Genomic DNA, 25,910 nt, shown 5'->3' with positions numbered 1-25,910 from the left:
TTCGATGAACGGGAATGTCGTCCGTATATTGAACAGCGTCCTCCGTTCCCCTATGATAAAAATAAGAAGGAGGTGTTGGACCGTGGCAAGAACCAAAGCGTTCGATCCCCATGAAGTATTGAGTCGGGCCTTGAGCATATTCGGAACCCGGGGGTATGAAGGCACTTCGCTGCCAGATCTGTTAAAAGGATTGGGCATCGCCCGGCAGAGTTTATACGATACTTACGGCACCAAGCGGGAACTGTTCCTGGCTGCCGTTAAATTCTATATGGATCGCAAGCACCTCGACATGATCGACCTGTTTCAGGAAACAGGTGGGACGCAAGAGCGTATCAGCCAGGCGTTCAGCGCAATCGTATCGGTGCTTTCGGACCCCGTACAGCGGCAGGACTGCTTTATTATCAGCAGCGCGATCGAATATATGCCGCATGACCCGGAATTGAGCGAGTATATGCAGGCCAACCATCTCGAAGTCGAACAAGCGTTTTACGATTTTCTGGAACGGGGCCAAGCAGCCGGAGAACTGAGCGCCGCCGCCGATATCGCCAAGCTGTCCCGTTATCTGGCCCACGAGCGCAATGCGCTGGTGCTGAGTGCCAAAATGGGCGCGGATCGGCACAAATTGGAAGATCTCGCAGCGATGGCTTTATCCGTTCTGCACCTGAATACGGCCGGATACGCTCCAAATGCAGACCTGCCCGAATAAAGCCCTCCAGCCTCTTCTTCAACACTCAAATACCGGAACGCCCAGGCGTTCCGGCTCATCAAAAAGCCGCCGGCCAAATCGGAAATCCCGACTTGACCGGCGGCTTTTGTTGATCATGCGTCCGGATTTCCGGACATTTGCGGTTCGACTGTTCGATCCACCGATTCGTCCGGACGGAACAAGGCGCGGTTCGCCCGGATAAAGTCGGCGAGCGAACGCGGTTCGCATCCGGTCACACGGCGAATCGTATCGGAGACCTGATCTTCGATCCCTTCCGTGCGAATTCGCGTGTCCAGGCCGGCCAGAAAGACCGCATATTCCCGTGGAACGCCGGCGACGATTAGATTCTGTCTCAGTTCATCTTCCGTGATCGCGGTATGGGTCACCGGCAGACCGGTCAATTCCCTAATCCTGTCGGCGGCTTCGTCGTAGCTCAAAGCTTCCGGGCCGGTGATGATCAGTTCGTCATTGAACGGATCGAGGCGGGTCAGCGCTTCGGCAGCGACCGCCACAATGTCTTCGGCATCAACGAAACCGACTTTGCCGGAACCCGCCGCGGTGAAAATCTGATTCGATTCGCGAATCGTATAGGCATGTGCGGCTTCGCTGAAATTTTGCATAAAGTAGGAAGGACGCAGAACCGCCCATTCCGGGGCACGGCTTAGCAGTTCCCGGTGCACCGGGCCAAACACGGGATCGTCCGCAGAGATGGAAGCACTGGAAAGCAGAACGAAACGTCGAACGGAAGATTCCAGCGCCTGCCGGATAAACGGAATCATCATCTTCTCCGGATGCAGATCGGGCGGAGCGACCAGATAGACGGCATCCGTGTCTTTGAGCGCCGCTTCATGGGTGGAAGGATCGTACCAGTCAAATATCACGTGTTCCGACGGTCCGTCAGGGGACGTCGGCGCTTTTCGTCCGGCGGTGCGGACCTTATGACCGCGGCTCTGCAGCAGCTGTGCGAGACGGGAAGACGTTTTGCCCTGCCCGCCGGTAAGCAGAATTCGGATTGCGGAAGAATGGGACATGGGAACAGCTCCTTATATCGAAATAGAATCTATTGAAAATCAAACAAAAATGGAACGGGTCCGGCGCAGGGGAACCGACAGTATAATGCCGTTCAGCCTACACTGAGCGGATTCCAGTAATCCTGGTACCGGATAATTTTGTCGTCTTTCAGTTCGACAACCGAAATGTACTGCTGATCGTAAGACTTGCCGGACTGCAGCATCGTACCGTGCGCCTCGAACTCCGCCGTGAAGACGGGCCCGTCCGCCGAACGATGAATCACCGGTTCGGAGAAGGAGCGGATCACGAACACCTTATCCAGACCTTCGATATGGCTGCGCAGCTCCGCGATGCCGTTCAGCTTTTTCGGATAAGGATCGGGCGCATAAGGAAATTCGAAACTCACTTCTTCATGGAACAAATTCAGAAAGGCCTCGTGATCTCCCTGCAAAAAACTTTCTCTGAAAATAGACATCGTTTCCTCGGCTTTTTCCCGTGCTATTGTCGTCATTGCGTTCCCTCTCCTTTTGGTTTGAATTTGGTGAACAGACGTTTTGTAGGCTGCAGCATCAAGCACTGAAATCAATTTATCATTTCCGGACCAAATGGTCAAATATATTTTGACCATTTGGTCCGGAAAAGTTCAAAAAAAGATGCTGCTGCTTTTGAAGCTTTATAAACAGCGGCATCTTTTTCGGTTTTTGGGAGGTTCTCTCCCAGTATCCCATAGAGCCTTATTCGCAGCACGTTTAACTGCCTTCGTTGATCGCCCGAATCTTCTCGAGCGGAATCTTCGGTACCCGGTCGTACGTCAGCAGGCCGTTGATCTCCTGCTCGACGTCGGTCAGTTGGGTATAGCAGTAGCCCTGCACCAGCCCGGACGCCAGCAGCGGCCCGATCACATTCCGCAGACGTTCCTCGAAATCTTCGTCGCTGCTTGCGCCGGAGTAGCCCCAGCCTTCCCATTCGCTTTTTTGATAGCCGATCCCGCCGAACTCCGTCACAAGCAGCGGCTCTCCCTTGTACGAATAGCCTTGCGCCATCACCGTATGGCCGCCGGGAACCAGACTGAGCGCTTTTTCCGCTGCCGTGTACCGTTCTTCGAGCACTTCGCGCCGCCACTCGTAATCGTGAATGGTGACCAGGTCGCTGATCGTATGCTCCCAGCCGTCGTTCGAAATGACCGGACGCATCGGATCGAGCGACTTGGTGAGGTAGACGAGCGAGAGCGAATGATGCTGCTGGACCGGACTCCGCGCCAGATCCGGCACGCCCCAGCTCTCGTTGAGCGGCACCCAGACGACGATCGACGGATGATTGTAATCACGGTCGACCGATTCGATCCACTCCCGCTGGAAACGTTCCACGTACTCGTCCGAATAGCTGTACGCGTTGGCCGCTTCGCTCCAGACCAGCAGGCCGAGCTTGTCGCACCCGTACAGATAACGCGGATCTTCGAGTTTCTGATGCTTGCGCGCACCGTTGAAGCCCATTTCTTTCGTCAATTCGATGTCCCGCCGGATCGCCGCTTCGCTCGGAGGCGTCAGAATCCCGTCCGGGAAATAACCTTGATCCAGCACCAGCTTCATTTTGTACGGACTATTGTTGAGGCACAGCCGGCCGTCTTCGACCGATATTTTGCGCATGCCGAAATAGCTGTCCACCCGATCCGTTTCGGTGCCGCCGTCCAGCAGCGTATACGAAATATCGTACAGGTTCGGATGCTCCGGCGCCCACAGCGTCTCGCGTTCCTGCGCGTTGAAGTTATGCAGTCCGATCGTATGGGTCATCGTGCGTCCGGTGACGTCGTAGGTCTGCTCGGTCACGCGCACGCCCTGAAAAGCAACCGAGACGCGCAGCCGCAAATCCCGGCCCGGCGCGAAATTCGCGATATGCGGCACGATCTCCACGCATTTGCGGTCGATGTCCGGGGTGAGTTTGACTTTGTCCAGGTAGATCTTGGGCACCGCCTCGATCCATACCGTCTGCCAGATTCCCGTCGTGCGCGTATAGAAAATGCTGGCCGAATCTTTTTTCCAGAACTGTTTGCCGCGCGGAAGTTCCAGGTTGCGGCTCTCGTCGAGCGCCTGCACAACCAGCGTATTCGGCGTTCCGTCTCCGTTCAGCGCATGGGTAATATCCGCTTTGAACGGCGTGTGTCCGCCTTCGTGCGAAGCGACGAACACGCCGTTCACCCAGACCCGGGCCGCGTAATCGACCGCTCCGAAGTGCAGCAGCACCTGTCTATCCGCGAACGATTCCGGCACTTCGAACAGGCGGCGGTACCAGACATTGTCATGGAAATCCGTCTCTCCGATTCCGCTCAGCCGGCTCTGGTAGGCGAACGGCACCTGGATCTTCCCCTCCAAAGCCTGTTCGCCTCCCGACCATCCCGCTTCGCCGCCCCGGTTGTCGTCGTCAAATGCAAATTCCCATTCGCCATTAAGGTTGACCCACTGCTCCCGTTCAAACTGCGGCCGCGGATATTCCGGACGGCTGATTGCTTCTGCCTTGTTCGGATTGTTGCCCATTTTTATCGCTCCTTTTTGTTAACTTCCGAGTTACAAAAATAACGCTTACATCTCTCGAGGACAGTATGCCGCATCCTCTCAATCAAGTCAATATAAGTTGATTAATTAACTTCACGGTTATATAATCAAACTACAGAAAATCATCCGAAGGAGAAGTTTATGCAAAGATCCGTAACCCTGGAAAACCTGCCGCTGCTCGAATGTTTCGCTTCCGAGACGCGCGTGCGCATCTTCGAGCTGCTTGGCGAACGTCCGATGAGCATCGGCGAGCTGGCGGAAGAACTGAACGTCTCGTCCGCTATCGTTACCAAGCATATTCAGAAGATGGAAACCGCCGGACTGCTGGCCTCCGAGAGCGTCACCGGCACGCGCGGCCGCCGCAAAATGTGCCGGCTCGCCGTCGACAGCCTGACGCTGAATTTCCGATCGTCCCCCTCGGAGCAAGACCGCAGCGCCTACGCGGTCTCGATCCCTGTCGGCCAATACGCCGAACACGAAGTCCGTCCGACCTGCGGCCTCGCTTCCGACCGGCGGCTGATCGGCATGATGGACGATCCGCGGTACTTCGCCGATCCCGATCACGTCGGGGCGCGGCATCTGTGGTTCGGTTCCGGTTACGTCGAGTACCGGATTCCGAACTATCTGGTCGGCGCGCAGACTGTGCGCGAAGTCTCGGTGACGCTTGAACTGGGCTCCGAAGCGCCCGGTTACAACCCGAACTGGCCGTCCGATATCTCGTTTCGGATCGGCGGCGTGCATGTGGGCACCTGGACGTGCCCCGGCAACTTCGGCGGCAGGCGCGGGCTGCATACGCCCGAATGGTGGAGCGAACACAGCAGCCAATACGGGCTGCTGAAGACCTTGTCCGTGCGCGAAGACGGCACGTTCATGGACGGCATGAAGCTGTCGGACGTGACCGCGGCCGATCTGAATATTTCGGCCATGAACGCTCTTGCGGCCGGAGGAAAGCCGGACGGCCGTGCAGCGGCGGGCAAAGGGGCGGAAGGCCGCAGTTCAGGCGCAGCTGGGCCTACGAACGATTCGGCGGCCAACGCTTCCGCGGGCCGCGAAATCGCGCTGCGGATCGAGAGCCGTTCGGACGCCGGGCATCCCGGCGGCGTCAGTTTGTTCGGCCGCGGTTTCGGCAATTACGACCGCGATATCGAAGTCTCGGTGAAGTTCGCGGACGGTGCCGAACCGCGCCGCGGCCCGAACGCCTCTTCGAAATAGGACATCCCTTCATATTTGGCAGCTGCAGCCCTTAGGAACGCAAGCGGAAAAGCCCGAAAACCGACAGGATCTCCTGCGGATTTTCGGGCTTTTCCGGGCTAGACCAGCGCATTCAGCACATCGCGAATCTTGCGTTCATGCGCCAGTACGCCGTAGTTCATCCAGGCGAAGAAATCCGCTTCATAGACGCGTCCCGCCTGAACGGAAGGCAGGCTCTGCCAGCACGGATGCTCCAGCAGCTCGCGTTCTTCGCCCGAATAACGGTTCTCCGACTTGTCGAAGATGACAAACACATGATCGGCATCCAGCTTCGCCAGTTGTTCGGGACGCAGCGGCAGGCTGCGCTCGGCTTGGGGCAGGTGCCGCAGGATCTCCGGCGGCCGCAGACCGAGGTCGCCGTACAGCAGCGGTCCGGTGTAGCCGCTTCGCTCCGCATACAGCCGGATGTGCCGCGCCGAGACGCGCAGGCAAGCGACGGAACCTCGCGCTGCCGCTCCGCCGGCGGCTGCGGCCAGGCGTGCGCCCGCTTCGCGCGTTTCTTCGGCGTAGCGGCGAAGAACCCGCTGCGCCTCCGCTTCGCGGCCGAACAAGGCGGCCGTTCCGCGCAGCTTGTCCGCCCAGGCTTCGCCCGGCTGCTGCAGGATCAGCTTCGGCGCGACGCCGGACAGCCGATCCAGGCCCCAGCGTTCGAAGCCGTCGTCGAACAGCATCAGCTCGGGCTTCAGGCGCAGCAGATCTTCGCGCGTTCCGTCCGCGATATCGAACGCGGGCACGCCTTCAAGCGGCAGGTATTCCTGCACGCCCCAGGCGCGGTGGCTGTACTGGGCGACCGGCATGATGCCGAGCGCGAGCAGGGCGTCTTCGAGATACGGCGCGAAGACGCGCACTTCCCGGCGGTGCAGCCGCCGGTATTGACCGGGCGACAGCCCGGCTTCCCGTTTGAAGCGGCGGCTGAAATAATATTCGCTGCTGAAGCCGACACGCTGGGCGATCTCGCCCAGCCGGTCTTCGGTAGCCAGCAGCAGCCGCTTGGCCTGCGCGATCCGAATCCCGTTCAAGTAATCGAGCGGCAGGGTTCCGGTCGCTTCCTTGAACAGATTCGTATACGTCCAGCGTCCGATCCCGGCCGAAGCGGCCAGCGATTCGACCGTAAACGGCTCCCGGTAATCGCGTTCGATCCGCGCGATCGAACGCCGCACCGCTTCGCGCCTATCCGGAGCCGCGTTGGCGGCAGCGCTCGGAGCTTCCTCGCGCAGCCGCGCCCGGTTCCGCGCGGCGTTCATACAGCTTCTGCGCTCTCTCCGCGCAGAACGAGAACGGCGCGCAGTCCGCCGCGCCCACGAAAGGCAGCGCTTCGCCCGGCGGCAGCGGCGCTCCCGTGCTATCCGCTGCGCGAAAAGCCAGGCGGTACAGCGTCAGCGGCCCGCTGTCTGCCGCCTTCGCCGGCTTCGAGCCCGGTACGCTTATTCCGGTGTCCGGCCGATCGCGGCGAAGAAGCTGCGTCGGCTGCCCCGTTCGTTCCCCGTTATGCGTTTGTCCGATCGATCCGGCCGCTTCGCCGCGAATCCCTTCTAGCGGCCCGAGCAGGATTCGGCCCCGGCCCAGTTCATATCCGACGCCTCCGCACTCTACCGATCCGCGGCCTCCGGTAACGACCCACAGCTCGGCTCCGGCTTTGCCCGGTTCAGCCTGCTGATGCAGGGCAGTCCCTTCTGCACGCCGTCTGCCGCCTATTTCTTCGCAGCGGTCGGCTCCCGGCGCTTCCTGTCCAATCTCTTCGTACCCGATATCCGTCAGGATGTAGGTCAAGGCGATTCGTTCCACGCTCCAGCCCACCTTCTATTGATAATCTTTCTCATTGTAGTCTGGCGCTTAGTATACGCGATTCCTACTCCGCAGGCAATCCGAACACATACGGAACGTTTGGACATCGGGATCGGCAGCGGAACAGACACAGCACAAAGCGCCGAAACGTCCGTTGGGACGTTTCGGCGCTTTAGAAGAGAATAGACGGGAATGGGTACTGCAGGGCCTCCGGCGATTACGGAGCCAGATGCTCCATCACGTCATCGAACTTCAACAAATTGGCCTGAATACCGCCCGACTGCCAATGGGAGCGTTCAACCACATAGACCTGGTCGTTTTGTACGGCTTTGAGCGATTTCCAGATCGGACGGTCCAGGATTTTGCGCGCTTCTGTGTTCTCCGCCGAATCCCAGTCTCCGTTGGCCGGGAAGATGAAGATATGGTCCGCGTCCAGATCGGCCAGACCTTCTTCCGAGATGATCTGCTGATAATCTTCCATCTCTCCTACCAACGGATGAGGAGTAAGACCCAGCTCGCTGTAAAGGGAGCCGACGAAGCGGTTCTTGACCCCAAACAGCGCAAGCGTCTTTTCTCCCCCGTTTACGCGGACTACTGCGACCGTCTCGCTGCCGACCGTTTTTTGAAGCTGCGCTTTGTCCTTCTCCACGGTCTGCTCGTACTTCGCCAACACTTCTTTGCCTTTTTCGGGAATACCGAGCGCGTCGGCCACGGCAAGCAGGATCTGTTTCGAGTCCTGCAGCATACTTTCCGGCAGACGGTAAGTAGGGGCGATCTTCGAATACGTCTCGTAACCCGCCAGATCGACACCTCCGTCGACTATGATCAGATCCGGCTTCTGTGCAAGAAGGGCTTCCGGGCTTCCACTGGTATCGAACTGCGGCACATCCAGCTTCAGATAATCCTGAATCCCCCAGTTCGGATGGTACCACTGTACAACCGGCGTTACGCCGAGCGCGGACAGATAGTCTTCCAGATAGATGCCCGCTACGCGCTGCGGATGAGCGGGAAGAACCACTTCGCCGAACTCGCCCTGTACGGTATGGGTTTCCGCCGATGCGGCTTCCGCGTTCTTCGTTTCTTCGGTTTTGCCGGCGGTCGGGGTACTCGAAGCGCTTGTCTTCGGCTCCGAAGAAATCTGGCTGTCGGCCGCCGCTTCCGGTTCTCCGCCTGCGCCGCAGCCTGCCAAAGCTGCACTGCAGGCCATCATCAAGGCCAAAATGCCTATTTTCATAGCTGTAAATCTTGTCTCTCTCATTGTCTTTCCCCCTAATTGATTTTCATTCTCATTGTCTGTTTCCCATTTTAGCTTTCGCCGATTCGGGAGACAATGCACATCCGGGGGAAACTTTTTGCACAAACTCGGGAGAAGCGTCAAGATTGCGTGCCGTTTGGATGCTCCTCCAGAGAGAAGAGATACAGCTTCATGTCCTCCATCAGCAGCAGCTTGGCGCCCCGGGCATCGCTTCTCGGCGATTCCAGGCGGCGGCCGTCGGGGTCGGTGAAGATTAGGGTTTCCATGTGAATAAGCGACTCTGCACTCTGCTGCATCAGCGTATATTCGTCGTGCTTGCCGTAGCCGTTATCCAGCAGAACCCGGCCGCCGTGCACGGCGAATACGGCGGAACCGGCAAGCTGCGGATCAAGAAACGAAACCTTCGGCTGCGCCGCAGGACCCGATAACCGGCACAGCTTGAAGTTGGTGTAATAATAGAACCAGACTTCTTCGTCCGATACGACGTTCAGGGCATAGCAGTCGGCAATATCCGCTTCGCTGTTCGTGAATACCCGGATGCCAGCGCTGTCCCAGGCGATCAATCCGCTCTCTCCGACGGGACGGCTCCAGCCGTAATTGCCGAATACCCCTTCGTCAAAAAAACTGGTCCAGATCAGACCGCCCGCCGTCGTCTGGACATTCTGGATTCCGTCGCCGAGAAGAAAGCGTCGCAGCGGCTGCCCTTCCCGGTTGAACACCGCGGCATTCAGATCGTATCGATCTCGGCCGTAATAGGTGCAGCGCGCTCCGACCAGCAGCAGATCGTCTCCGAGCGGCTGAAGGTAATGATAATTGAAGTTTTCACCTTCGATGATCGTTTCCCGGACCTGACTTCCGTGAAGTTCGACAGTCAACGCTTTGTAACGGACCGTCTGCTTCAAACCGGCGGCCGCAAAACCTTCTTGGCGCTGCGGTTCTTCGTCGATCAGCAGTACGTAAGCACGTTCGTCATGGCCAAGCGATACCGAAACGAGAGTCCAGCTGTGCAGATCCGGTGCCAGGTCGGCAGCCGGAGACAGCCGGTGTTCCCGGCTCCCCGCATCGCCGGATTTTCGGCTGCGGATCGCGTTCGGCTTTTTGGTTTGGCCGTTTTGGCCGCTGCTCCCTTTTAGCGTGTCCTCCGTATTCGCCGCTGCTTTTTTCATCGCGTATTCCTCCATTCACAAAGCGCCCGCGGAAAAAAATCTTTCCGAAGACGCGTTTTCTTTCTTTCTATGATGGACCTGCATACGACCCGGGAACAGCCTGCAAGTATGGCGAACACGCTCAGACCCGCAATCGTTTAGACCATGACTTTTTTGAGACGGCTCAAGTAGCGGCCCCGCACGACGAAGAAGTAGAACGTCTGCGCAGCCAAGAACGCCGCAGTGGTCATCAATACCGGAACCGTCACGTTCTGGATACTCATAAGTTTCAGAATCGGATTCAGCACAACGAACGTCTGAATCGCGGATACGGCAATCGGAATGAAGAACAGCAGCGCGATCTGCAGCGTGGCAGACTTCTTCATCTCGCCGATACTGAGCCCTGTCTTGGACAGCGAATGGTACATCTGGCTGTCGCGCGTCAATTCGGAATGCAGTTTGAAATACAGGAAGCTTGCGGACGACAGAGAGAACATGAGAGCGACAAACACGCCGATAAATCCGAAGATAGATACCTGCTGTTTGAAATCCAGGTAAGAAGCGCTGCGAACGTTCATATAGCCCGAAATCGGACGATCGCTGCTGCTATCCTGGTTCTCTCCTCTCCACCAACGCTGCATTTCGGAGCCGATCAACGCTTCCTGGCTGCCGGAGTCGAGCGTATCCGACTGCCCCCATGCCGGTACGTTGTAATAGATATGGGTGCTTACGCTCGCGTCTTCGCCCACGGCTTTCCGAACGGCGTCGAACGATTCGTCCGTGACGACGAGAACCGGACTACCGACCGCCGCGTTGAACGTTTTGCCGCCTCCGACTTCCGTGACTTCAAACAAGGCTTCGCTTCCGACGAGGGAGATCTCGTCTCCCGGCGCAGGACGGTTTTTCCAGGATTGGGATTCGGGAGCAAGCAGCAGCATATTTCCGGGTTCCGCCGCTTCAAACGAAGGGGTGCCCCAGATCGGAGAGACTTTGGCATAATCCGAAGCCGAGATGAGATTGCCCATCGCTTCCGTGGCTCGGCGGCCTTCGATATACACATACATCTGCCGGACCTCTTCCGCGCTGTACTCGTTTACTCCCCGCTCGGAGATGAAAGCGTCTACCGCCTTTTTGTCGGCTGCCAGATCATCATCTTCGCTTACGTTCAGTTCAAAAGAAACCGGGTTATCCGCATACAGCCTCTGCGTCTCCTGATTGAGCGACAGCACGAATCCCGTGCTCATCGAAGCAATGGAGGTGACGACGGTGATCAGGAACAAGATGCGGGCATTGTCCTTGATCTTGTAGGCCAGCTCCGAGATCCACAGCAGGTTTGTCCGCCGCCAGACGAAGGCCCGGTTGCGCTTGAGCAGCCGCATGAACAGGACCGACAGCTGCGAATAGAAGAAGTACGTGCCGGCAATCCCGGCTCCGGCCGCGATAAAGATCGAAGCCGGTTCCAGTTCGTCCCGCTGCAAAGACATATACCCGACCGCAAGCAGCGCCATGCCGAACAGCGCCAGCAGAATCGAAGCTTTGGGTTCTTTTTTGGGTTTGGCGCTGCCTCTGAGCAGTTCGATCACGTTATGCTTGCGCACGAACAGCAGCGTCAGCACGGAGATGCTCAGGAACAGCAGGGCGAAAGCCCCCGTCGTCAGCAGCGCGGCCTTGACCGGCCAATAGAACGGCAGTTCTTCGGTATCGGTCATTCGGGCGGCGAGCAGCAGGAACAGCTTCGACAGCAGCAGGCCGCCGCCGATTCCGCTTACGATCGATCCCGCTCCGATGATGATATTTTCCAGAAAAACCAGACGGTTAAGCTGCCCCGGCTTGGCGCCGAGCATCAGCAGCAGGCCGAATTCCTTGTTTCTCGATTTCAGGAAGACGCTGATCGAATAGAGGACGAAGAAAAAGGCGAAAGCGAAAATCACGTATTCCGCGGCCTGCATGCCGGCTTTTGTCATCCGTTTCATCTCGCTGCCTTCGATGGCGGGATGGAAAATGAACACCGCGAACGAGAAGAAGATCATGACCATAAACGCGCTGCTCAGGAAATAAGCGAAATAGGCGCGCGCGTTCCGCCGGACGTTGTTAAACGCGAATCGAGGAAAGTTCATGTGCGTTCCCTCCCCAGAATGAAAGAGTATCGATGATTTTCTGGAAAAAGGCCTGGCGGCTTTCACCGCGATGGATCTCGGCGGCCAAACGTCCGTCTTTGATAAACACAATGCGGTGACAGTAGCTGGCCGCCTGCGGATCGTGCGTGACCAGCATGACCGTCGTCCGCTCGTGCTCGTTCAGACTTTCCAGCGATTCCATGACAATCCGGGACGAATTCGAATCGAGCGCGCCGGTCGGCTCGTCCGCCAGCAGAATCGACGGGTGGGTGATTACGGCGCGGGCGATCGCCGTCCGCTGGCGCTGGCCGCCCGAGATTTCATAGGTGCGGCTCTTGAGGATCGACGAGATGCCGAGCCGCTCCGCGATACGATGCAGCCGCTCGTCCATTTCTTTCAATTTCACGCCGTCCAGCGTCAGCGGCAGCACAATGTTCTCCGCTACCGTCAGCGTATCGAGCAGATTGAAGTCCTGGAACACGAATCCGAGTTCGCGGCGCCGGAATTTGGCCAGATCGTTTTTGCGCATCGTGTACGGATCTTTGCCTCCGATTTTTACCGTGCCGGAACTTGGAGTATCGATCGTCGAGACCATATTGAGCAGTGTCGTTTTGCCGCTGCCCGAAGGGCCCATGATGCCGACAAATTCGCCCTCTGCGATCGTGAGATGAATATCCGTCAGAGCCTGGGTCGACACTTTGCCGGGATAGACTTTATTCAAGCCGCTTGCTTCCAAAATGTTCATGTGTTTCTCCCCTTTCCTGCTTCTGATCTGAAGTCTAAAGCAGTTCCGCAAAAGCGGCCAGGGATTCGTCTTAATGCCGCCTTACATTTCAGTTAAGGTTCTGTTCGGGCGCTTCCCGGAACACAATCCGCACCGTCGTGCCGCTTCCGGGTTCGGACTCCAGTTCGAGACCCTGGTCCAGATGCCGGCAGACTTCGCTGACCAGATACAGGCCCATCCCCGTCGATTCCTTGTACTGGCGCCCTCTTTGCCCGGTAAAATAAGGATTGAACACCCGGTTCAGGTCTTCTTTGAGAATCCCTATTCCTTCGTCTCGCACTTCGAGCAGATAATGCGGGCCGCGCGCATAAGCGCGAATAAATACCCGTTTGCCTGCCCCTTCGGTATACTGCACGGCATTGATCAGAATCTGGCCCAGAATGAATTTCAGCCATTTGGCATCCGTGTACACCTCCGCCCCTTCGTCGATCTCGATGACCGGAGAGATGCGGCGCTTGATAAACAGCCTGCGCTGCTCCGCCAACGCTTCGCGCACCGGAACCGCCAATGGGACCCGCTCCGCGGCAAAATCCTGTTCAAAGCTCTCCAGGCGCGACGTATAGATGACCATCTCCAGCCCCCGCCGCATCCGGTCCAGCTCTTCGGCGATACTGTCCGCCAGGTCCTCGTCTTCGAGCTCGCGCACCGACAGCTGAAGTACCGACAGCGGCGTCTTCATCTGATGCACCCAGCGCCCGATAAACGTCACGTGCCTCTCCATCGCGCTGCGGCGTACCGCCAGTTCTTCTTCGTACTCGCGGTCATAGAGGCGGATCAGTTCGGATGCCGCTTCGGCAAGCGGCGCTTCTCCCAGCGGCTGCAGCCGATCCTCGCGCTGCACGCGCGGCTGCGACAGCCGGATATACAGCGGCCGCAGCGTGATGTAGCGAAACAGCAGATAGGCGGCCAGTACGGCTGCGCTCAGCAGCATCCCGTACAGGATAATATCCGGCGGCCGTTCTTCGCCGCTGATCCAGTACAGCAGAGGCACCAGCAGCGTCTGCAGCAAAAAGAACAGGATCAGCGGCAGCTGATCCCGCCAGAACAGCTTCACGGCCGGCCTCCCGGAGATGCACTTGCCGCGCCGTCATCGCCGTACCCATGCCGGGACACACCGGCCTTCCCTTCGACCGATCCGCCTGCGTCAGGCCGCCCCGAAGACGGTTCCTGCTCGTCGTCTTCCGCGAAATTCAGCAGGTAACCCGCCCCGCGCACCACTTCGATCGTCGCTTCCGCTTCCAGTTCCTTAAGCTTTTTGCGGACCCGGGTGATATAGACATTGAGCGTATTGTCGTCGATAAAATGATGGTCTTCCCACATCAACCCGAGCAGCCGGTCCCGGCTGACGACTCGCCCCGCCCGCTGCAGCAGCGCTTCCAGCAGAAGGGATTCTTTCTGGCTCAGTTCGGCCGTCCGCTCCCCTTGCATCAGGACGAAACGTTCGGGATACAGGGTCAGCCCGGCCGCTTCGACCTTCTTCTCTTCCGGCCCCGCCGCATATTCCCCGTAGGCGCGCCGCAGATGGCTGCGGATCTTGGCCAGCACGACTTCGTAATGAAAAGGTTTGGTGATATAATCGTCCGCTCCGTTCTCGAGCGCCATCACCTGGTCCATCTGCCCGTCGCGGGCCGAGATGAACAGAATGGGACAGACGGACTCCGCCCGAATCTGCCGGCACCAGTAGAACCCGTCGTATTTGGGCAGGTTGACGTCGAGCAGGGCAAGCTGCGCGCCGGATTCCCGGAATTCTTCCATGATGCGTTCAAAATCGCTCACGACCCGAGCCCGGTAGCCGTATTTTTCGATACTTCCGCGGAGCAGCTCCGCAATCTTGGGATCGTCTTCCACGATCAGAATGGTATACATGATTAAAAGCTCCTTTTCCCCGTTTTGGAACACTTATCCGGCAATAGACGTTCCGAATCACGCTCCCCATGCACTTTCCATACAAAAAGCAGCAAATTTCCCGAAGGACCTTTGCCGCTTTCGTCGCCTGCGTGTCCGTTATCGATCCAGGCCCGCCGCCGCGCAGGCTTCCGCAAAAGCTGCGTAATCCGCGTAACGCCGTTCGCCGGTCCAGGCTTTTTCCGCCATGGCGCGCAGCGGTTCCTTGAGCCCTTGTTCCACTTCTTCGATCGTCTGCGCTTCCGGTTTGTCCGACCAGACGGAGAACGAACAGCCGAGCAGGCCTTCGGGATACGGCGGTATCCATTCCTGCGGTTCGTGCTCGCCGGCGCGCGGAAGCAGTCCGGGGTGCCAGCCGTCGTAAATTCGGGCTCCGGTCGGATAGACGTATCCCGCATGTTCGCCGAGGACGTAATAGAAGTAAGCGTCGTTGAAATTGACGATCTCGTGTCCCTGATCCAGAAACGTCTGCGCCGGAGCCATCTTGCGGTCCCATTTGGTCCAATACGCGACCTGCATGGACGGCTTGGGCGCGACTCGCTGCTCCAGGTCTTCCCGGTACAATCCGTCGTTCCAGACGCGCACTTTGAATCCTCTGGCTTCCAGACGCTCCGCCACCTTGTTCAGATAATCGATATAAGCGTCCACCTCCGTGCCGCCTTCGATCCCGAGCGTCTCGCGCGCATACCGGCCGAGCTGCGGATACGAAGCGAACGTACCGAAATCGATAAATTCGTCTCCCCCGATATGGAAATACGGACTGCCTTCGAACAGTTCCGCATATTCGTCGATCAGATCCAGTACGAAAGCGACCGCTTCGGGACACGTAATGTCCAGCGCGCCTTTTGCCGGTTCGTCGTCCGCCCGGGTTAGCAGCCACTCCGGATGGTTCCGCAGCGCCCAGCCCAGATGCCCCGGCGAATCGAGCGAAGGAATCAGCGTGATCCGGTGCCGCCGCGCTTCCTTGATGATCTCCCGAACCTGCTCTTTCGTCAGATAAGACTCCGACATGATTTCGGGATGCCGCTCGCTCTCGAAGGTGAAGCCTTCATGTTCGGAAAAATGCAGCTGGAGCGTATTGAGCTTCAATTCCGCCATATCGCGAATCCGCATCATAATCCATTCCTGCGGATAAAACTTGCGGCCGATATCGAGATGCAGCGCACGCTCGCCGACCAGCGGCTCGTCTTCGATAACTCCGTAGGCAAGCTCTCCGCCGCTGGAACACAGCAGCTGCCGCAGCGTCCGCAGGCCGTGCAGCGCCGAACGGTCGTTTGCCGCAGTCAGCGTAACGAAATCGCCGATCTCCAGCCGGTAGGCTTCCGGATGGGAAGTACCGGGAACCTCACCCAGAATCAGCAGCAGGTCGCCGGCCGCCGCTTCGTGGACACCGCCCAGCCTTGCGGGCGCGGCAAATGCGCCAAATCCCGCAAACTCGTCGCGAAAGTCTTCCGCCGCTCCCAGCACGCCCAGCAGCAGATTCGGATATTCAGCCGCTTCGCCGGGTTCCTGCCTGAAGACCAGCAGCGACGAACAGGCCCCCGGCTTCCAGGTTCCTTCTTCCGTCATCAGATATCTTCGGGTTCCCGGCACCGTGCCGCTGTTATGAATATTTGCGTTCATCTCGATTCACCTCTTCGATTGGGAATGGTACATTTCTTTCTCGTTAGTATAACGCTTAATTGAAATTTACCAAAAAAGAGCAGCCTCTTGCCCCTTCCCGGACTGTACACAAAAACTTCCGGTTCCCTTACAGGAACCGGAAGTTCAGGCTGTCAAGAAAGTCCTATTCGTTGTAGAAGCTCGTCGGCTGCGGGAGAAATTCGTTCCGGTCGCGTGTTGAAATCGGGGAAAAGGATTGAAATTTAGCGGAATTTCCCCGATTAACGGTGCAAGTTCATATCCTGATTTTGGATGAACTTGCACCACAAAGGCGAACACTGTCGTTCCTACACTGAATTTCTCTCTTCGCCTCCTCGCTTCATTTAGGATTAGACTTTCTCGACACGTTGACTTCCGGTTCCCTTATAGGAACCGGAAGTTTTTGCGTTCCGTTCTTACGTTCCCCTCTTGCGCTCCGCCCATACGGAATACGAGGCAAGCGGAATCCAACCGAGGCCTTCGGCTCTCAATTTTGTCATCGCCGACCCGATCAAGAAGCGCTTTCCCGGCCGGATGCGCACAGTTCCGCGCATTCCCGGAACGCCGCCGCCTGGCAGCCGATGCAGCGGTCCGCGTCAATATGAAGCTTCAGCGCGGCGTCGATCGCTTCGCCGGTGTGGGCGAAGACATGGTCCTCGCCCAGCTCTCCGAGCAGGCCCGTCTTCTCCAGCATCCGCCGCGGCTGCGGCTGAAGACCGCAGAGCATCAGCGTGCCGCCCGAAGCGCGCACCGCCTTCAGCAGGCCGCCGATCGACGCTTCGCCGGAGGCGTCGATCAGCGGTACCCCACCCATGCGCAGCAGCAGCGTGCGCGACAGATCGTGGGACGCCGCGAACTCCGGCGTCCCGAACGGGCTGCGCACGCCGAAGAACAACGCGCCGCGCACGCTGAACAGGCTCAGCTGCGGACAATCCCGGTCCGCGGTCACTTGCTCCGGCGCGACTTTGCCGCGTCCGTTTACGCGGTCGGGCAGCACTTTGTCGAGCCGCTGCTCAGCGGCCATGCGTCTGACGAACAGGATCACGGCCAGCGCCAGACCGGCCTCCACAGCGGTCGTCAGCGTCGCGAATACCGTCAGGAGAAAGGTGACGACCAGGACGAGCGAATCGCCGCTGCGAAGCCCGAGCAGCTTCGCAAACGACCGGCGTTCGCTCATATTCCAGGCGACGACCATCAGGATCGGCGCCATGGAGGCCAGAGGAATCGCCGAAGCGTAAGGAGCCAGCAGGACGAGTACCAGCAGGACGACCAGGCCGTGTACGACACCCGACAGCGGCGAGACTGCTCCGTTCTTGATATTGGTTGCGGTCCGCGCAATCGCGCCCGTTGCCGGAATCCCGCCGAAGAGCGGCGCCGCCATATTGGCGATGCCCTGGCCGATCAATTCCCGGTTGCTGTCATGCTTCGTGCCGCTCATGCCGTCCGCGACGACCGCGGACAGCAGCGATTCGATACCGCCCAGCAGCGCGATCACCATCGCCGGACCGATCATCAGCGTGACCGTATCCCAAGACAGATCCGGCAGGCGGAACGAAGGCAGCGCCGCCGGAATGCGGCCGTAAGCCGAACCGATCGTAGCCACTTTCCCGTTCAGGAACAGCACGCCGGCCAGCGTAGACAGAACGAGGCCGACCAGGGAAGCCGGAACCTTCGGCAGCAGCTTCGGCGTCACCAGCAGCGAAACCAGACAGATTCCCGCCACAATCACCGCATAGATATTCCAGGTTCCGATATGAACCGCAAGCTCTTTCATGTTAAGCAGAAAGCTCTCGTGGCGCTCCAAGCCGCCAAGGCCGAGAAAACTGCCGATCTGACCGGCAAAGATCGTGACCGCAATCCCCGCCGTAAATCCGACCGTAACCGGCTTCGGAATAAAAGCGATCAGCGCCCCAAGCTTCAGCACGCCCATCAGCACGAGCAGAATGCCTGCGAGAAAACCGGCTACCAGCAGCTTGTCGTACCCGTACTGCAGCACGATCGCAAGCAGAATCGGGATAAAGGCTCCCGTCGGCCCTCCGATCTGGAACCTGGAACCGCCCAGCAGCGAGATCAGAATCCCCGCAATGATCGTCGTATAAATCCCCGTCTCCGGCTTGACCCCCGAAGCGATCGCAAACGCCATGCCGAGCGGAATCGCAATAATGCCCACGATACAGCCCGCAATCAGATCTCGCTTCACGTCTTTTTTTCCGTATCCTTCGAACCTTCCCCGACCTTTAAGCATTGGACTACCCTTCTTTTCTTTTTTTCTGCAAACCCACCATTTCCTAAAGTAACACGGTAACGAAGCGGCGAATATGAGAAAGATCAACCCAAGCCGTCTTTAACGGACAGACCGGACATTTATTTGCAAAAGAAAAAAGTCCTGCCGCTAGGCAGAACTTGGATCGAATACAGGTTCGGAGATGCAGGATGCCGATTCGAACGCGACTGCGGCTACATGCGAATATTCAGACGCGCCCATTCTTCGTCTTCGGCCCGGCTGAAATCGTAGCTCACGCCGGTCAGTTCTTCGGATACGCGCCACAGCTTTGCCATCGTGTCCTCGTTCATCTTGTGATCGACGGACAGGTCGAAGCCGGGATATCCTTTGCGGCCGCCTTTGCCGGTCGGACCGATATACTCGCCGCCATACAGCGGTTCGGTTGCCGCGTACAGCGTCGGCAGCGCGCCCATCGCCGCGGACTGGCTCATCAAGCTCCAGAGGAAAGCGACCGCCCGTCCCGCCTGTTTGCCCGATCCGCGCGAGATCAGGTTCGTATTCGACACGCCGGGATGGCAGGCTACGCTGATCGTGTTCGCCCCTACGGCCGACAGCCGCTTTTGAAGTTCCCGGGCAAACAGCAGATTGGCCAGTTTGCTCTGACCGTAGAATTTCATTGCGCTGTAACCGATACGTCCATCCAGGTTGTTGAAGTACAGATAACCGCTTTTGGCAGCGATACTGCTCAGCGTTACGACGCGTGCGCCCGTTGTACGAAGCAGCAGGGGAAGCAGACGGCCCGTAAGCGCAAAATGGCCCAGATGATTGCTGCCGAACTGCAGCTCGAAACCGTCTTTCGTGCGGCCGTACGGAGGAATCATGACGCCCGCGTTGTTCACCAGCACGTGCAGCGCGTCATACTTGCCGATAAAACCTGCCGCGAACGCTTCGATACTCGACAGATCTGCCAGATCGAGCCGCATGACTTCTACGGCCGCCTGCGGAAACTTTTTGCGCAGTCCGTCGGCGGCCTGCTGTCCTTTTTCCATATTGCGCACGGCCAGCACGACCTCCGCGCCTTTTTGTGCGAATCCGTAAGCCGTCTCGAGTCCCAGACCGCCGCTTCCTCCCGTAATGACTACCCGTTTCCCGCTCATATCCGGCATATTGTCGATCGTCCATTGTCCGTTCATTTCCGTTTCCTCCTTGTGTCTTCCCGATCGTTCGGGCCGACCTCTTTCTTCCGTATGTTCAGTGTGCCTGAATAAGCGTGATTTTTCAAACCTGCCCCTTCCGTACGAATCCCGCGCAAAAAGACGCTTCCCGCAGGAAACGCCCCGTCATCCGCCTATTCAGCTCCCAGAGAGCATCATCAGCACGCCGAGCGACAGCGAGACGAGCAGCAGCAGCAGACCCAGAGCCCGAAAAGCCTGGGATTGGAAACGCTCCGGTTCATACAGCTCTCCCCCGGCCGGATCGCGCAGCGGATGAAGAATCCGGTCGGGACGGGCGATCACCAGCGGACACAGCAGCAAAAAGACTCCGATCAGCAGAAACATTCGGGTCTCCTCCTCAAGTTCCGGATTCGGACGAAGGGTCCGTTTCTTCCTATGTACCCGGAATCGGACCTTTCGAATTTTTTGCGAAAAAAAGCCTTCGGCTCTGCGCAGACGTTCGTTCTGCTCCCGCAGATGGGCAGCCAACACGGCCAGAAACAGCAGCCCGCCCATCCCTTCCAAAGAAACCCTCATCCTGTCCGCCTCCTTTTCCTTTTCCTTTTCCCACTACAGACTTTCAAAGCACGAGAAAAGTTCGGAGCACGCGCAAAAGGGCCTGCCTAAACGGGTCGGCATGCCTACATCTCCCCGCCTCGGGTCCAGGATTTCGGGTACCGCGGGGCGGAAACCAAGTCCGGGCGAACGCCCGATTCGGGGAGGCCGGTCGTCCTTTACACTAAGACAAGATAACGTATTCAGAAAAGAGGGCTATTCATGAAAAGGGTTCAACGTTTGGGAGGCCTGCTGGGCGCTCTGCTGCTCGGCTCCTCCATTATTCTCTCCTCCGTATATGCCGCTCCGGCCTACGCGAATGCTGCCGGAACCCCCGCTGCGCCGTCCGGAGAATCCGCCGTATCGCCCGCCCAGTCCTGGACACCGGAGCAGATCGATACCTATGCCGAAGCCGCCATGCAACGTCTGCATATCCCCGGACTTGCCGTCGGAATCGTTCAAGACGGCAAAGTGCAGTATACCCAGGGCTACGGCAGCGCAGGTCCCGGTGCGGGGCCGATGACGCCGCAGACGCCGCTTGCGATCGGCTCGACGACCAAATCGTTTACCGCGCTTGCGATCATGCAGCTGGTCGAAGAAGGCAAAGTCGATCCGGAGGCTCCGGTCACCGATTATCTGCCGTCGTTCCGTCTGGCCGATCCGTCGATGTCCGCCGCTATTACGGTGTCGGATCTGCTGCACCAGACGAGCGGATTGTCCACCTACCAAGGGATCGCTTTTTTGGCCAAAGGAAAAGGTACGCTGATGCAGCATATCGCCGATCTGGCGGACGTTCCGCAGAAGCGGCCCGCCGGCACGGCGTACGAATATTCGAACCTGAATTACAATATCCTCGGCGCGATCGTCGAACAGGTATCGGGACTCTCGTACGAAGAGTATATCCAGCAGCGGATCTTCGCGCCGATCGGCATGACCCAGAGCTTCTCTTCACCGGAACGGGCCAAAACGGCCGCCGCCGAGCGATCCGACCTGCGCCCCGCTTCCGGCCATCAATTCCTGTTCGGCTGGGCCGTACCTACCCGGGCGGCGAGCCATACGGGAACGATTCCGTCGGGCTATCTCGTCTCCACGGCCGAAGATATGTCGAAGTATCTGATCATGCAGACGGAAGGCGGCACGTTCGAAGGCGAACGCCTGCTGTCTGCCGATAACATCGCACAGATGCGCAAGCCTGCCGCCGATATGCGGGACGGTTCCTTTTACGGCATGGGCTGGGTCGTCACGGGCGATACGGCCGGACATAACGGAACCACCGAAAATACGTACTCGGAAATGCGCATCCGCGACGGCTACGGCATTTTCGTACTCGCAAACTCCGTCGATCCCCTGATCGTCGGTTACAGCGGAATCATGCCGGGTATCGACGATATCCTGCACGGACGTATGCCTTCCCAGGAAAGCCTGCCGGATTTCGTCAAACTGTATGCGATCGCCGACGGGGTCGCGGCGGTGATCGCCCTGCTGTTCTTGTGGTCACTGCTCAGCCTGCTGCGCTGGAGAAAAGCGTTCCGTCCGACCGGACGCAGAATCACGCTTAACTTCGTTTTGCTGTTCTTCTGCAATATCGCTTTCCCGCTGCTGCTGATCCGCTTCGTATCGAGACTGGCTCCGTGGGATGTCGTCGTCACGTGGGCACCGGGCATCGGTTGGGGCATGGTCGCCCTCCCGTGGCTGCTGTTCATTACAGGCGGAATCAAGCTGGTACTTATGGTCCGGGCCATGTTGACGGTTAAGCGCCCGGCGTCTTCGCCCGCAGCCGGCCAAGCCGCCTGAAGTATCGCACGGGCAAATTCCGGTCACTTAAGCGCTCCGGTGCAGGCAGTGAGAACTCGGATTGAAATGAATGCGATGCTTGGTTCTCTCCACGAAAAAGCCCGCTTCCGTTCTGCCTTTAGGCAGTTTGCGGAAGCGGGCTTGTTTTCGGTTTACGCAGCGGCTGCTGCGAAACGCCGGAGTTTACTTAATCGAATCGCCGACCCACAGGGTTTGGGTCGTTTTATCCCATTTGATCGACTCGCCTACGCCTCTGACGATGATGCCGACCGGAACGCGCAGCACGCCGCGTTTGAATGTCGGCGAACCCTGCAGCTTCACTTCTTTGCCGTCTACCCAAGCCATATTGCTGTCGGCCATGACTTTGACGGTATGGTCGCCGCGAGTATACGTATACGTTTGGGTTTTTTTGTCCCACGAGATGCTCAGACCTTCGATATCGAGCTGCTTGATGACGTCGGACGTTGCATACAGCGTGCTCTTGATGAAGAACGGATAGGCGCTCGGTTTTACGACACCGTTGTTGCCGTAAATGGTAGCAGCCGGTTCGGATACGGTCGCTGTGGTAGCCGGTTGGGATGCCGTAGGCGCGGCTGCCGGTATTGTCGCCGGAGCGGCTTGTGCAGCGGATGCCCCCAATACGGCGGAACCCAGCAGCGATGCGATCAGAATTTTTTTCATGTCAAACGTCCTCCTCATTATAAGTACAGTTTGGGATACGGCAAAAAACACCCTACCTTATATATATAAACCTTTCTTGGGGTCATTTAGTTGCAGTTCTGATACTCTCCGGGAAAACTTTTGTAAGGTAGCCGACTTTATTCGTGTTTGCCGCACCCGTCCAAGACCGCCAAATGCCCTTCGACCGCCCATCTTATCGCTTGACGCTTGTCTGCGAATCCGCCCAACAGCAGATCGACCGCAGCCCGGCACAGCCCGTCTTTATCGACGCGTACTGTCACGGATAGTCCCGACTTGGCAGCCTCCGCCTGCTTCAATCCATCGAATCCGGCAACTTCCATCTGCTGCGAAGCAGGGATGCCCATCGCGCGCAGTCTTCGAATCAGCAGCAGGGCGAGTCTGTCGTTGCCGCAGAAAAAAGCCGTGGGCAGCTCCGCTCCGCCCGTTTTTATCCGATCCAGAAAATCACCGATCTCCCGTTCGTTTTTCGCTTCGTCGAAGTCGTCCGCTTCCAGCAGCGTATGTGCCTCCAAGATCGGCAGACCCGCTTCGCGCATCGCCCGCCAGTAGCCGAACCAGCGCTCTTCATGGCTTGTTGTCAGATTCGCCGGACCAATAAACCCGATCTTCCGGTGACCGCGGCCGATCAACCAGCGGACCACGGATTCTGCACCTTCCGTATTGGCCGATACGGCGGCCGCGCAGTGCAGGTCGCGATAATACGAGTCGAGCATCACGAGCGGAACGCCGGTCTCCCACACCATGCATGCATACGACTTGTCCACGATGCCGAACAAGATGACGCCGGCATGCTCGACATCGCGGTACAATCGGGGCAGAATCCCTTGCTTCTCCATTTCCCGGTCGATCCGTGCGATAACGGCATTACAGCCTCGCGCACGGATATTCTCTTCCAGAATCCACAGCATGTCATGGAAGAAGCGAAAGTGTTCCTGGTCCGTATGGCCGATCACCCTCTCCGGAACCAGAACCAGAATATTCCGACCCGCCCGCTCCGCCTGCTTGGCAGCGGCCGGCGGTTCATACCCCATCTCCTGGGCGGTATGCCGAACGATCAGCCGTACATGCTCGCTTACGCCGCTTTTTCCCAACAAAGCCAGCGAGACCGCGTTTTTGGAAATGCCGATCCGATCCGCGATATCCTGCATGGAGATTTTTTTCGGTCTGGCCATGACGATTCCTCCTTGATAAATACCCTATTCCCGCGCCTGCAGATATGCTATGCTGGTTTCAGATTACTTTACATTATTTAATTTCGTCAAGTTTTGTCAAGTTATTCGAACCCCTGGGAGGTACACGCATGATTGCAATCGGAATCGATATCGGCGGGACCAAGATCGCGGTAGGGCTTGTCGATGAACAAGGAAACGTACTCGCGCAGCAGTCGCTCAAGACGGATCCATCCAAGACGCCGACCGCGCTGATCGAAGAAACGGCGGCGGCGGTAAACGGACTGCTGGAGCAGTGCAAGATCCTCCCGTCCGAAGTCAAAGGCATCGGGGTCGGCGCGCCCGGACCGCTTGACGCCAAACACGGACGGCTCGACAGCCCGCCCAACCTGCCTTCCTGGCACGGCTTCGGCGTCGTCGAAGAGCTGCGCAAACATTTCGGCGCATGGCCGGTCCATTTCCAAAACGACGCAACGGCGGCGGCGCTGGCGGAGAAGTGGCTGGGCGCGGCGCAGGATGCGGATAATTTTATTTTTATCACGGTGAGCACGGGAATCGGAGCCGGCATCTACATGCACGGACGGCTTATCACGGGTGCGTCCGGCAATGCCGGCGACGTCGGCTTCATCATGGTGGAACCGGGCGCGGCGGGCACCGAAGGTTACTGGGAGCAGATCGCCTCGGGTACGGCTATCGCGCGCCAAGCCTCGGAGCTGCTGGGACGCCCGGTCGGCACGAAGGAAGCATTCGACCTGGCCGCAGGCGGCGACGCGCAGATGAAGCAGCTGATCGAAGTCACGTATCGGCGCCTCGGCATGGGCTGCGTCTCGCTCATCAACACGCTCGATCCCGAGCTGCTCGTGATCGGCGGCGGCGTGTCGCAGATCGGCGAACCGCTGTTTGACGCGATTCGCTCTTATGTCTCGGAGCATGCGCTCAGTCCGGCCGGACGCCGCACGGTGATCGTTCCCGCCGCGCTCAGCCAGAATGCGGGACTGATCGGCGCGGCTTCGCTGGTGCATCAGGCGTATTGATCCCTTTTCGTGGGTAATAACAAGGCGGCAGGTACAATGCAATCAAGCTTCGAGTCCATGATGTTCAAATCCGCAATCTTCAAATCCACAAGCCAAAGGAGCGTATAACCCATGAACGAACCCATCTTCCTTACTCCCGTTTTCCAGGAACGCATCTGGGGCGGAACCAAGCTGAATACGCTGTTCGGCTACGAAATCCCCAACGACAAGACTGGCGAATGCTGGGCGGTATCCGGGCACAAGAACGGACAGAGCCTCGTACATAACGGCCCTTACGCGGGCGCGAAACTCGGCGATCTGTGGAACGAGCATCCCGAGCTGTTCGGCGATTCGCAGTCCGACGTGTTCCCGCTGCTGACCAAAATTCTCGACGCTTCCGACGATCTGTCGGTCCAGGTGCATCCGGACGACGCTTATGCGCGTCAGTTCGAGAACGGCGAGCTGGGCAAGACGGAATGCTGGTACATCGTCGATGCCGAGCCGGGTTCGTCGATCATTTACGGCCATAATGCGCAGTCCCACGAAGAACTGCGTTCGATGATCGAAGCCGGTCAATGGGACGAGCTGCTGACGAAGATCGAAGTGAAACCGGGCGATTTCTTCTACGTCCCAAGCGGCACCATTCACGCCTTGGGCAAAGGCATCGTCGTGCTGGAAACGCAGCAGAGTTCGGATACGACGTACCGCGTGTACGACTATGACCGCACAGACGCCAATGGACAGGGCCGCGAGCTCCATCTGGAAAAAGCGATCGAAGTGACCACCGTGCCCCAGTCCTACACCGGCGGCGCGTACGAGACCGATCGCCTAGGCGGCGTGACCGTGACCAAGTTCGTTTCAAACGACTTTTTCACCGTGCAAAAATGGGAAGTCGACGGCAAAGCCGAGTTTGACGCCCGCGAGCGCTACACTATCGTGAGCATCCTGGACGGCGCAGGCACCCTGCACAGCGAATCCGGCGAATCCCAGTTGGCCAAAGGCGATCACTTCATCCTGCCGGCCGGATTCGGCCCTTATACGATCGAAGGAACATTGACGACGATTACGTCTTGGGAATAGAAGAATCCGG

General features: G+C 58.3%; 22 protein-coding genes. 5 read left to right on the top strand and 17 right to left on the bottom strand.

Annotated elements, in window-relative coordinates; translation table 11 throughout:
- Window positions 1-82: 82 nt before the first annotated feature.
- Complete coding sequence (locus HRQ60_RS07405) at window positions 83-706, top strand: TetR family transcriptional regulator (RefSeq protein ID WP_172195016.1); 624 nt, start codon at window positions 83-85, stop codon at window positions 704-706.
- 113 nt (window positions 707-819) lie between these two features.
- On the opposite strand, the gene HRQ60_RS07400 is transcribed toward HRQ60_RS07405, so the two are convergent.
- From HRQ60_RS07400 to HRQ60_RS07390, 3 genes are all read right to left on the bottom strand, one after another.
- Window positions 820-1,737 carry an NAD(P)H-binding protein gene (locus HRQ60_RS07400; RefSeq protein ID WP_172195015.1) on the bottom strand — a complete coding sequence of 306 codons (918 nt, stop codon included), beginning with the start codon at window positions 1,735-1,737 and terminating at the stop codon, window positions 820-822.
- Window positions 1,738-1,829: 92 nt separating this feature from the next.
- The gene (locus tag HRQ60_RS07395) at window positions 1,830-2,228 is read right to left on the bottom strand and encodes a nuclear transport factor 2 family protein (RefSeq protein WP_172195014.1); all 399 of its coding nucleotides are present in this window, start codon (window positions 2,226-2,228) and stop codon (window positions 1,830-1,832) included.
- A 238-nt stretch (window positions 2,229-2,466) separates the two neighbouring features.
- On the bottom strand, window positions 2,467-4,248 hold the full coding sequence (locus HRQ60_RS07390; protein ID WP_172195013.1) for a glycoside hydrolase family 2 protein: 1,782 nt from the start codon (window positions 4,246-4,248) through the stop codon (window positions 2,467-2,469).
- A gap of 159 nt (window positions 4,249-4,407) precedes the next feature.
- On the opposite strand from HRQ60_RS07390, the gene HRQ60_RS07385 reads away from it, so the two are divergent.
- The gene (locus HRQ60_RS07385) at window positions 4,408-5,478 is read left to right on the top strand and encodes an ArsR/SmtB family transcription factor (RefSeq protein WP_172195012.1); all 1,071 of its coding nucleotides are present in this window, start codon (window positions 4,408-4,410) and stop codon (window positions 5,476-5,478) included.
- 98 nt (window positions 5,479-5,576) lie between these two features.
- Here the strand turns inward: HRQ60_RS07385 and HRQ60_RS07380 are convergent, their stop codons facing one another.
- The 12 genes from HRQ60_RS07380 to HRQ60_RS07325 form a co-directional block, all read right to left on the bottom strand.
- The gene (locus HRQ60_RS07380; protein ID WP_172195011.1) at window positions 5,577-6,761 is read right to left on the bottom strand and encodes an AraC family transcriptional regulator; all 1,185 of its coding nucleotides are present in this window, start codon (window positions 6,759-6,761) and stop codon (window positions 5,577-5,579) included.
- Entirely contained in the window at window positions 6,688-7,302 is a 615-nt protein-coding gene (locus tag HRQ60_RS07375; RefSeq protein ID WP_172195010.1) for a hypothetical protein, read from the bottom strand. Before HRQ60_RS07375 ends, HRQ60_RS07380 begins: the two co-directional genes overlap by 74 nt.
- Before the next feature lie 217 nt (window positions 7,303-7,519).
- A complete protein-coding gene (locus tag HRQ60_RS07370; protein ID WP_246281202.1) occupies window positions 7,520-8,560 on the bottom strand; it encodes an ABC transporter substrate-binding protein in 1,041 nt (346 codons plus the stop codon).
- A gap of 116 nt (window positions 8,561-8,676) precedes the next feature.
- Window positions 8,677-9,723: a hypothetical protein gene (locus HRQ60_RS07365; protein WP_172195009.1), complete on the bottom strand. Its 1,047-nt coding sequence runs from the start codon at window positions 9,721-9,723 to the stop codon at window positions 8,677-8,679.
- Window positions 9,724-9,860: 137 nt separating this feature from the next.
- Window positions 9,861-11,819 carry an FtsX-like permease family protein gene (locus tag HRQ60_RS07360; RefSeq protein WP_172195008.1) on the bottom strand — a complete coding sequence of 653 codons (1,959 nt, stop codon included), beginning with the start codon at window positions 11,817-11,819 and terminating at the stop codon, window positions 9,861-9,863.
- Window positions 11,794-12,564 (bottom strand): ABC transporter ATP-binding protein, encoded by a 771-nt coding sequence (locus HRQ60_RS07355; RefSeq protein WP_172195007.1) that lies wholly within the window; start codon window positions 12,562-12,564, stop codon window positions 11,794-11,796. The genes HRQ60_RS07360 and HRQ60_RS07355 overlap by 26 nt, the downstream gene beginning before the upstream one ends.
- Window positions 12,565-12,652: 88 nt before the next feature.
- A complete protein-coding gene (locus HRQ60_RS07350) occupies window positions 12,653-13,657 on the bottom strand; it encodes an ATP-binding protein (RefSeq protein WP_172195006.1) in 1,005 nt (334 codons plus the stop codon).
- Window positions 13,654-14,469, bottom strand: a complete 816-nt coding sequence (locus HRQ60_RS07345; protein WP_172195005.1) for a response regulator transcription factor — start codon at window positions 14,467-14,469, stop codon at window positions 13,654-13,656. The genes HRQ60_RS07350 and HRQ60_RS07345 overlap by 4 nt, the downstream gene beginning before the upstream one ends.
- Before the next feature lie 138 nt (window positions 14,470-14,607).
- Window positions 14,608-16,131: a beta-N-acetylhexosaminidase gene (locus HRQ60_RS07340; protein WP_172195004.1), complete on the bottom strand. Its 1,524-nt coding sequence runs from the start codon at window positions 16,129-16,131 to the stop codon at window positions 14,608-14,610.
- A 529-nt stretch (window positions 16,132-16,660) separates the two neighbouring features.
- Window positions 16,661-18,394, bottom strand: a complete 1,734-nt coding sequence (locus HRQ60_RS07335) for a SulP family inorganic anion transporter (RefSeq protein WP_172195003.1) — start codon at window positions 18,392-18,394, stop codon at window positions 16,661-16,663.
- A gap of 212 nt (window positions 18,395-18,606) precedes the next feature.
- Window positions 18,607-19,566, bottom strand: coding sequence for an oxidoreductase (locus HRQ60_RS07330; protein WP_172195002.1), 960 nt, complete (start codon window positions 19,564-19,566; stop codon window positions 18,607-18,609).
- Between the two features lie 159 nt (window positions 19,567-19,725).
- Window positions 19,726-20,124, bottom strand: coding sequence for a hypothetical protein (locus tag HRQ60_RS07325; protein WP_172195001.1), 399 nt, complete (start codon window positions 20,122-20,124; stop codon window positions 19,726-19,728).
- A gap of 240 nt (window positions 20,125-20,364) precedes the next feature.
- Between HRQ60_RS07325 and HRQ60_RS07320 the strand changes: the two genes are divergently transcribed.
- Window positions 20,365-21,936: a serine hydrolase domain-containing protein gene (locus tag HRQ60_RS07320; protein ID WP_172195000.1), complete on the top strand. Its 1,572-nt coding sequence runs from the start codon at window positions 20,365-20,367 to the stop codon at window positions 21,934-21,936.
- 183 nt (window positions 21,937-22,119) lie between these two features.
- Here HRQ60_RS07320 and HRQ60_RS07315 read toward each other — a convergent pair whose 3' ends face one another.
- Window positions 22,120-22,617, bottom strand: coding sequence for a copper amine oxidase N-terminal domain-containing protein (locus HRQ60_RS07315; protein WP_172194999.1), 498 nt, complete (start codon window positions 22,615-22,617; stop codon window positions 22,120-22,122).
- A gap of 137 nt (window positions 22,618-22,754) precedes the next feature.
- Window positions 22,755-23,810 carry a LacI family DNA-binding transcriptional regulator gene (locus HRQ60_RS07310; RefSeq protein ID WP_172194998.1) on the bottom strand — a complete coding sequence of 352 codons (1,056 nt, stop codon included), beginning with the start codon at window positions 23,808-23,810 and terminating at the stop codon, window positions 22,755-22,757.
- A 128-nt stretch (window positions 23,811-23,938) separates the two neighbouring features.
- On the opposite strand from HRQ60_RS07310, the gene HRQ60_RS07305 reads away from it, so the two are divergent.
- Window positions 23,939-24,841, top strand: a complete 903-nt coding sequence (locus HRQ60_RS07305; RefSeq protein ID WP_172194997.1) for an ROK family protein — start codon at window positions 23,939-23,941, stop codon at window positions 24,839-24,841.
- 111 nt (window positions 24,842-24,952) lie between these two features.
- Window positions 24,953-25,900: a mannose-6-phosphate isomerase, class I gene (gene manA / locus HRQ60_RS07300; protein WP_172194996.1), complete on the top strand. Its 948-nt coding sequence runs from the start codon at window positions 24,953-24,955 to the stop codon at window positions 25,898-25,900.
- The last annotated feature ends 10 nt before the right edge of the window (window positions 25,901-25,910 follow it).

This window comes from Saccharibacillus qingshengii, from assembly GCF_013185195.1.
GTDB lineage: Bacteria > Bacillota > Bacilli > Paenibacillales > Paenibacillaceae > Saccharibacillus > Saccharibacillus qingshengii.
Note: the sequence above shows the minus strand (reverse complement) of the source record. Positions and strands in the feature narration are given on the sequence as shown.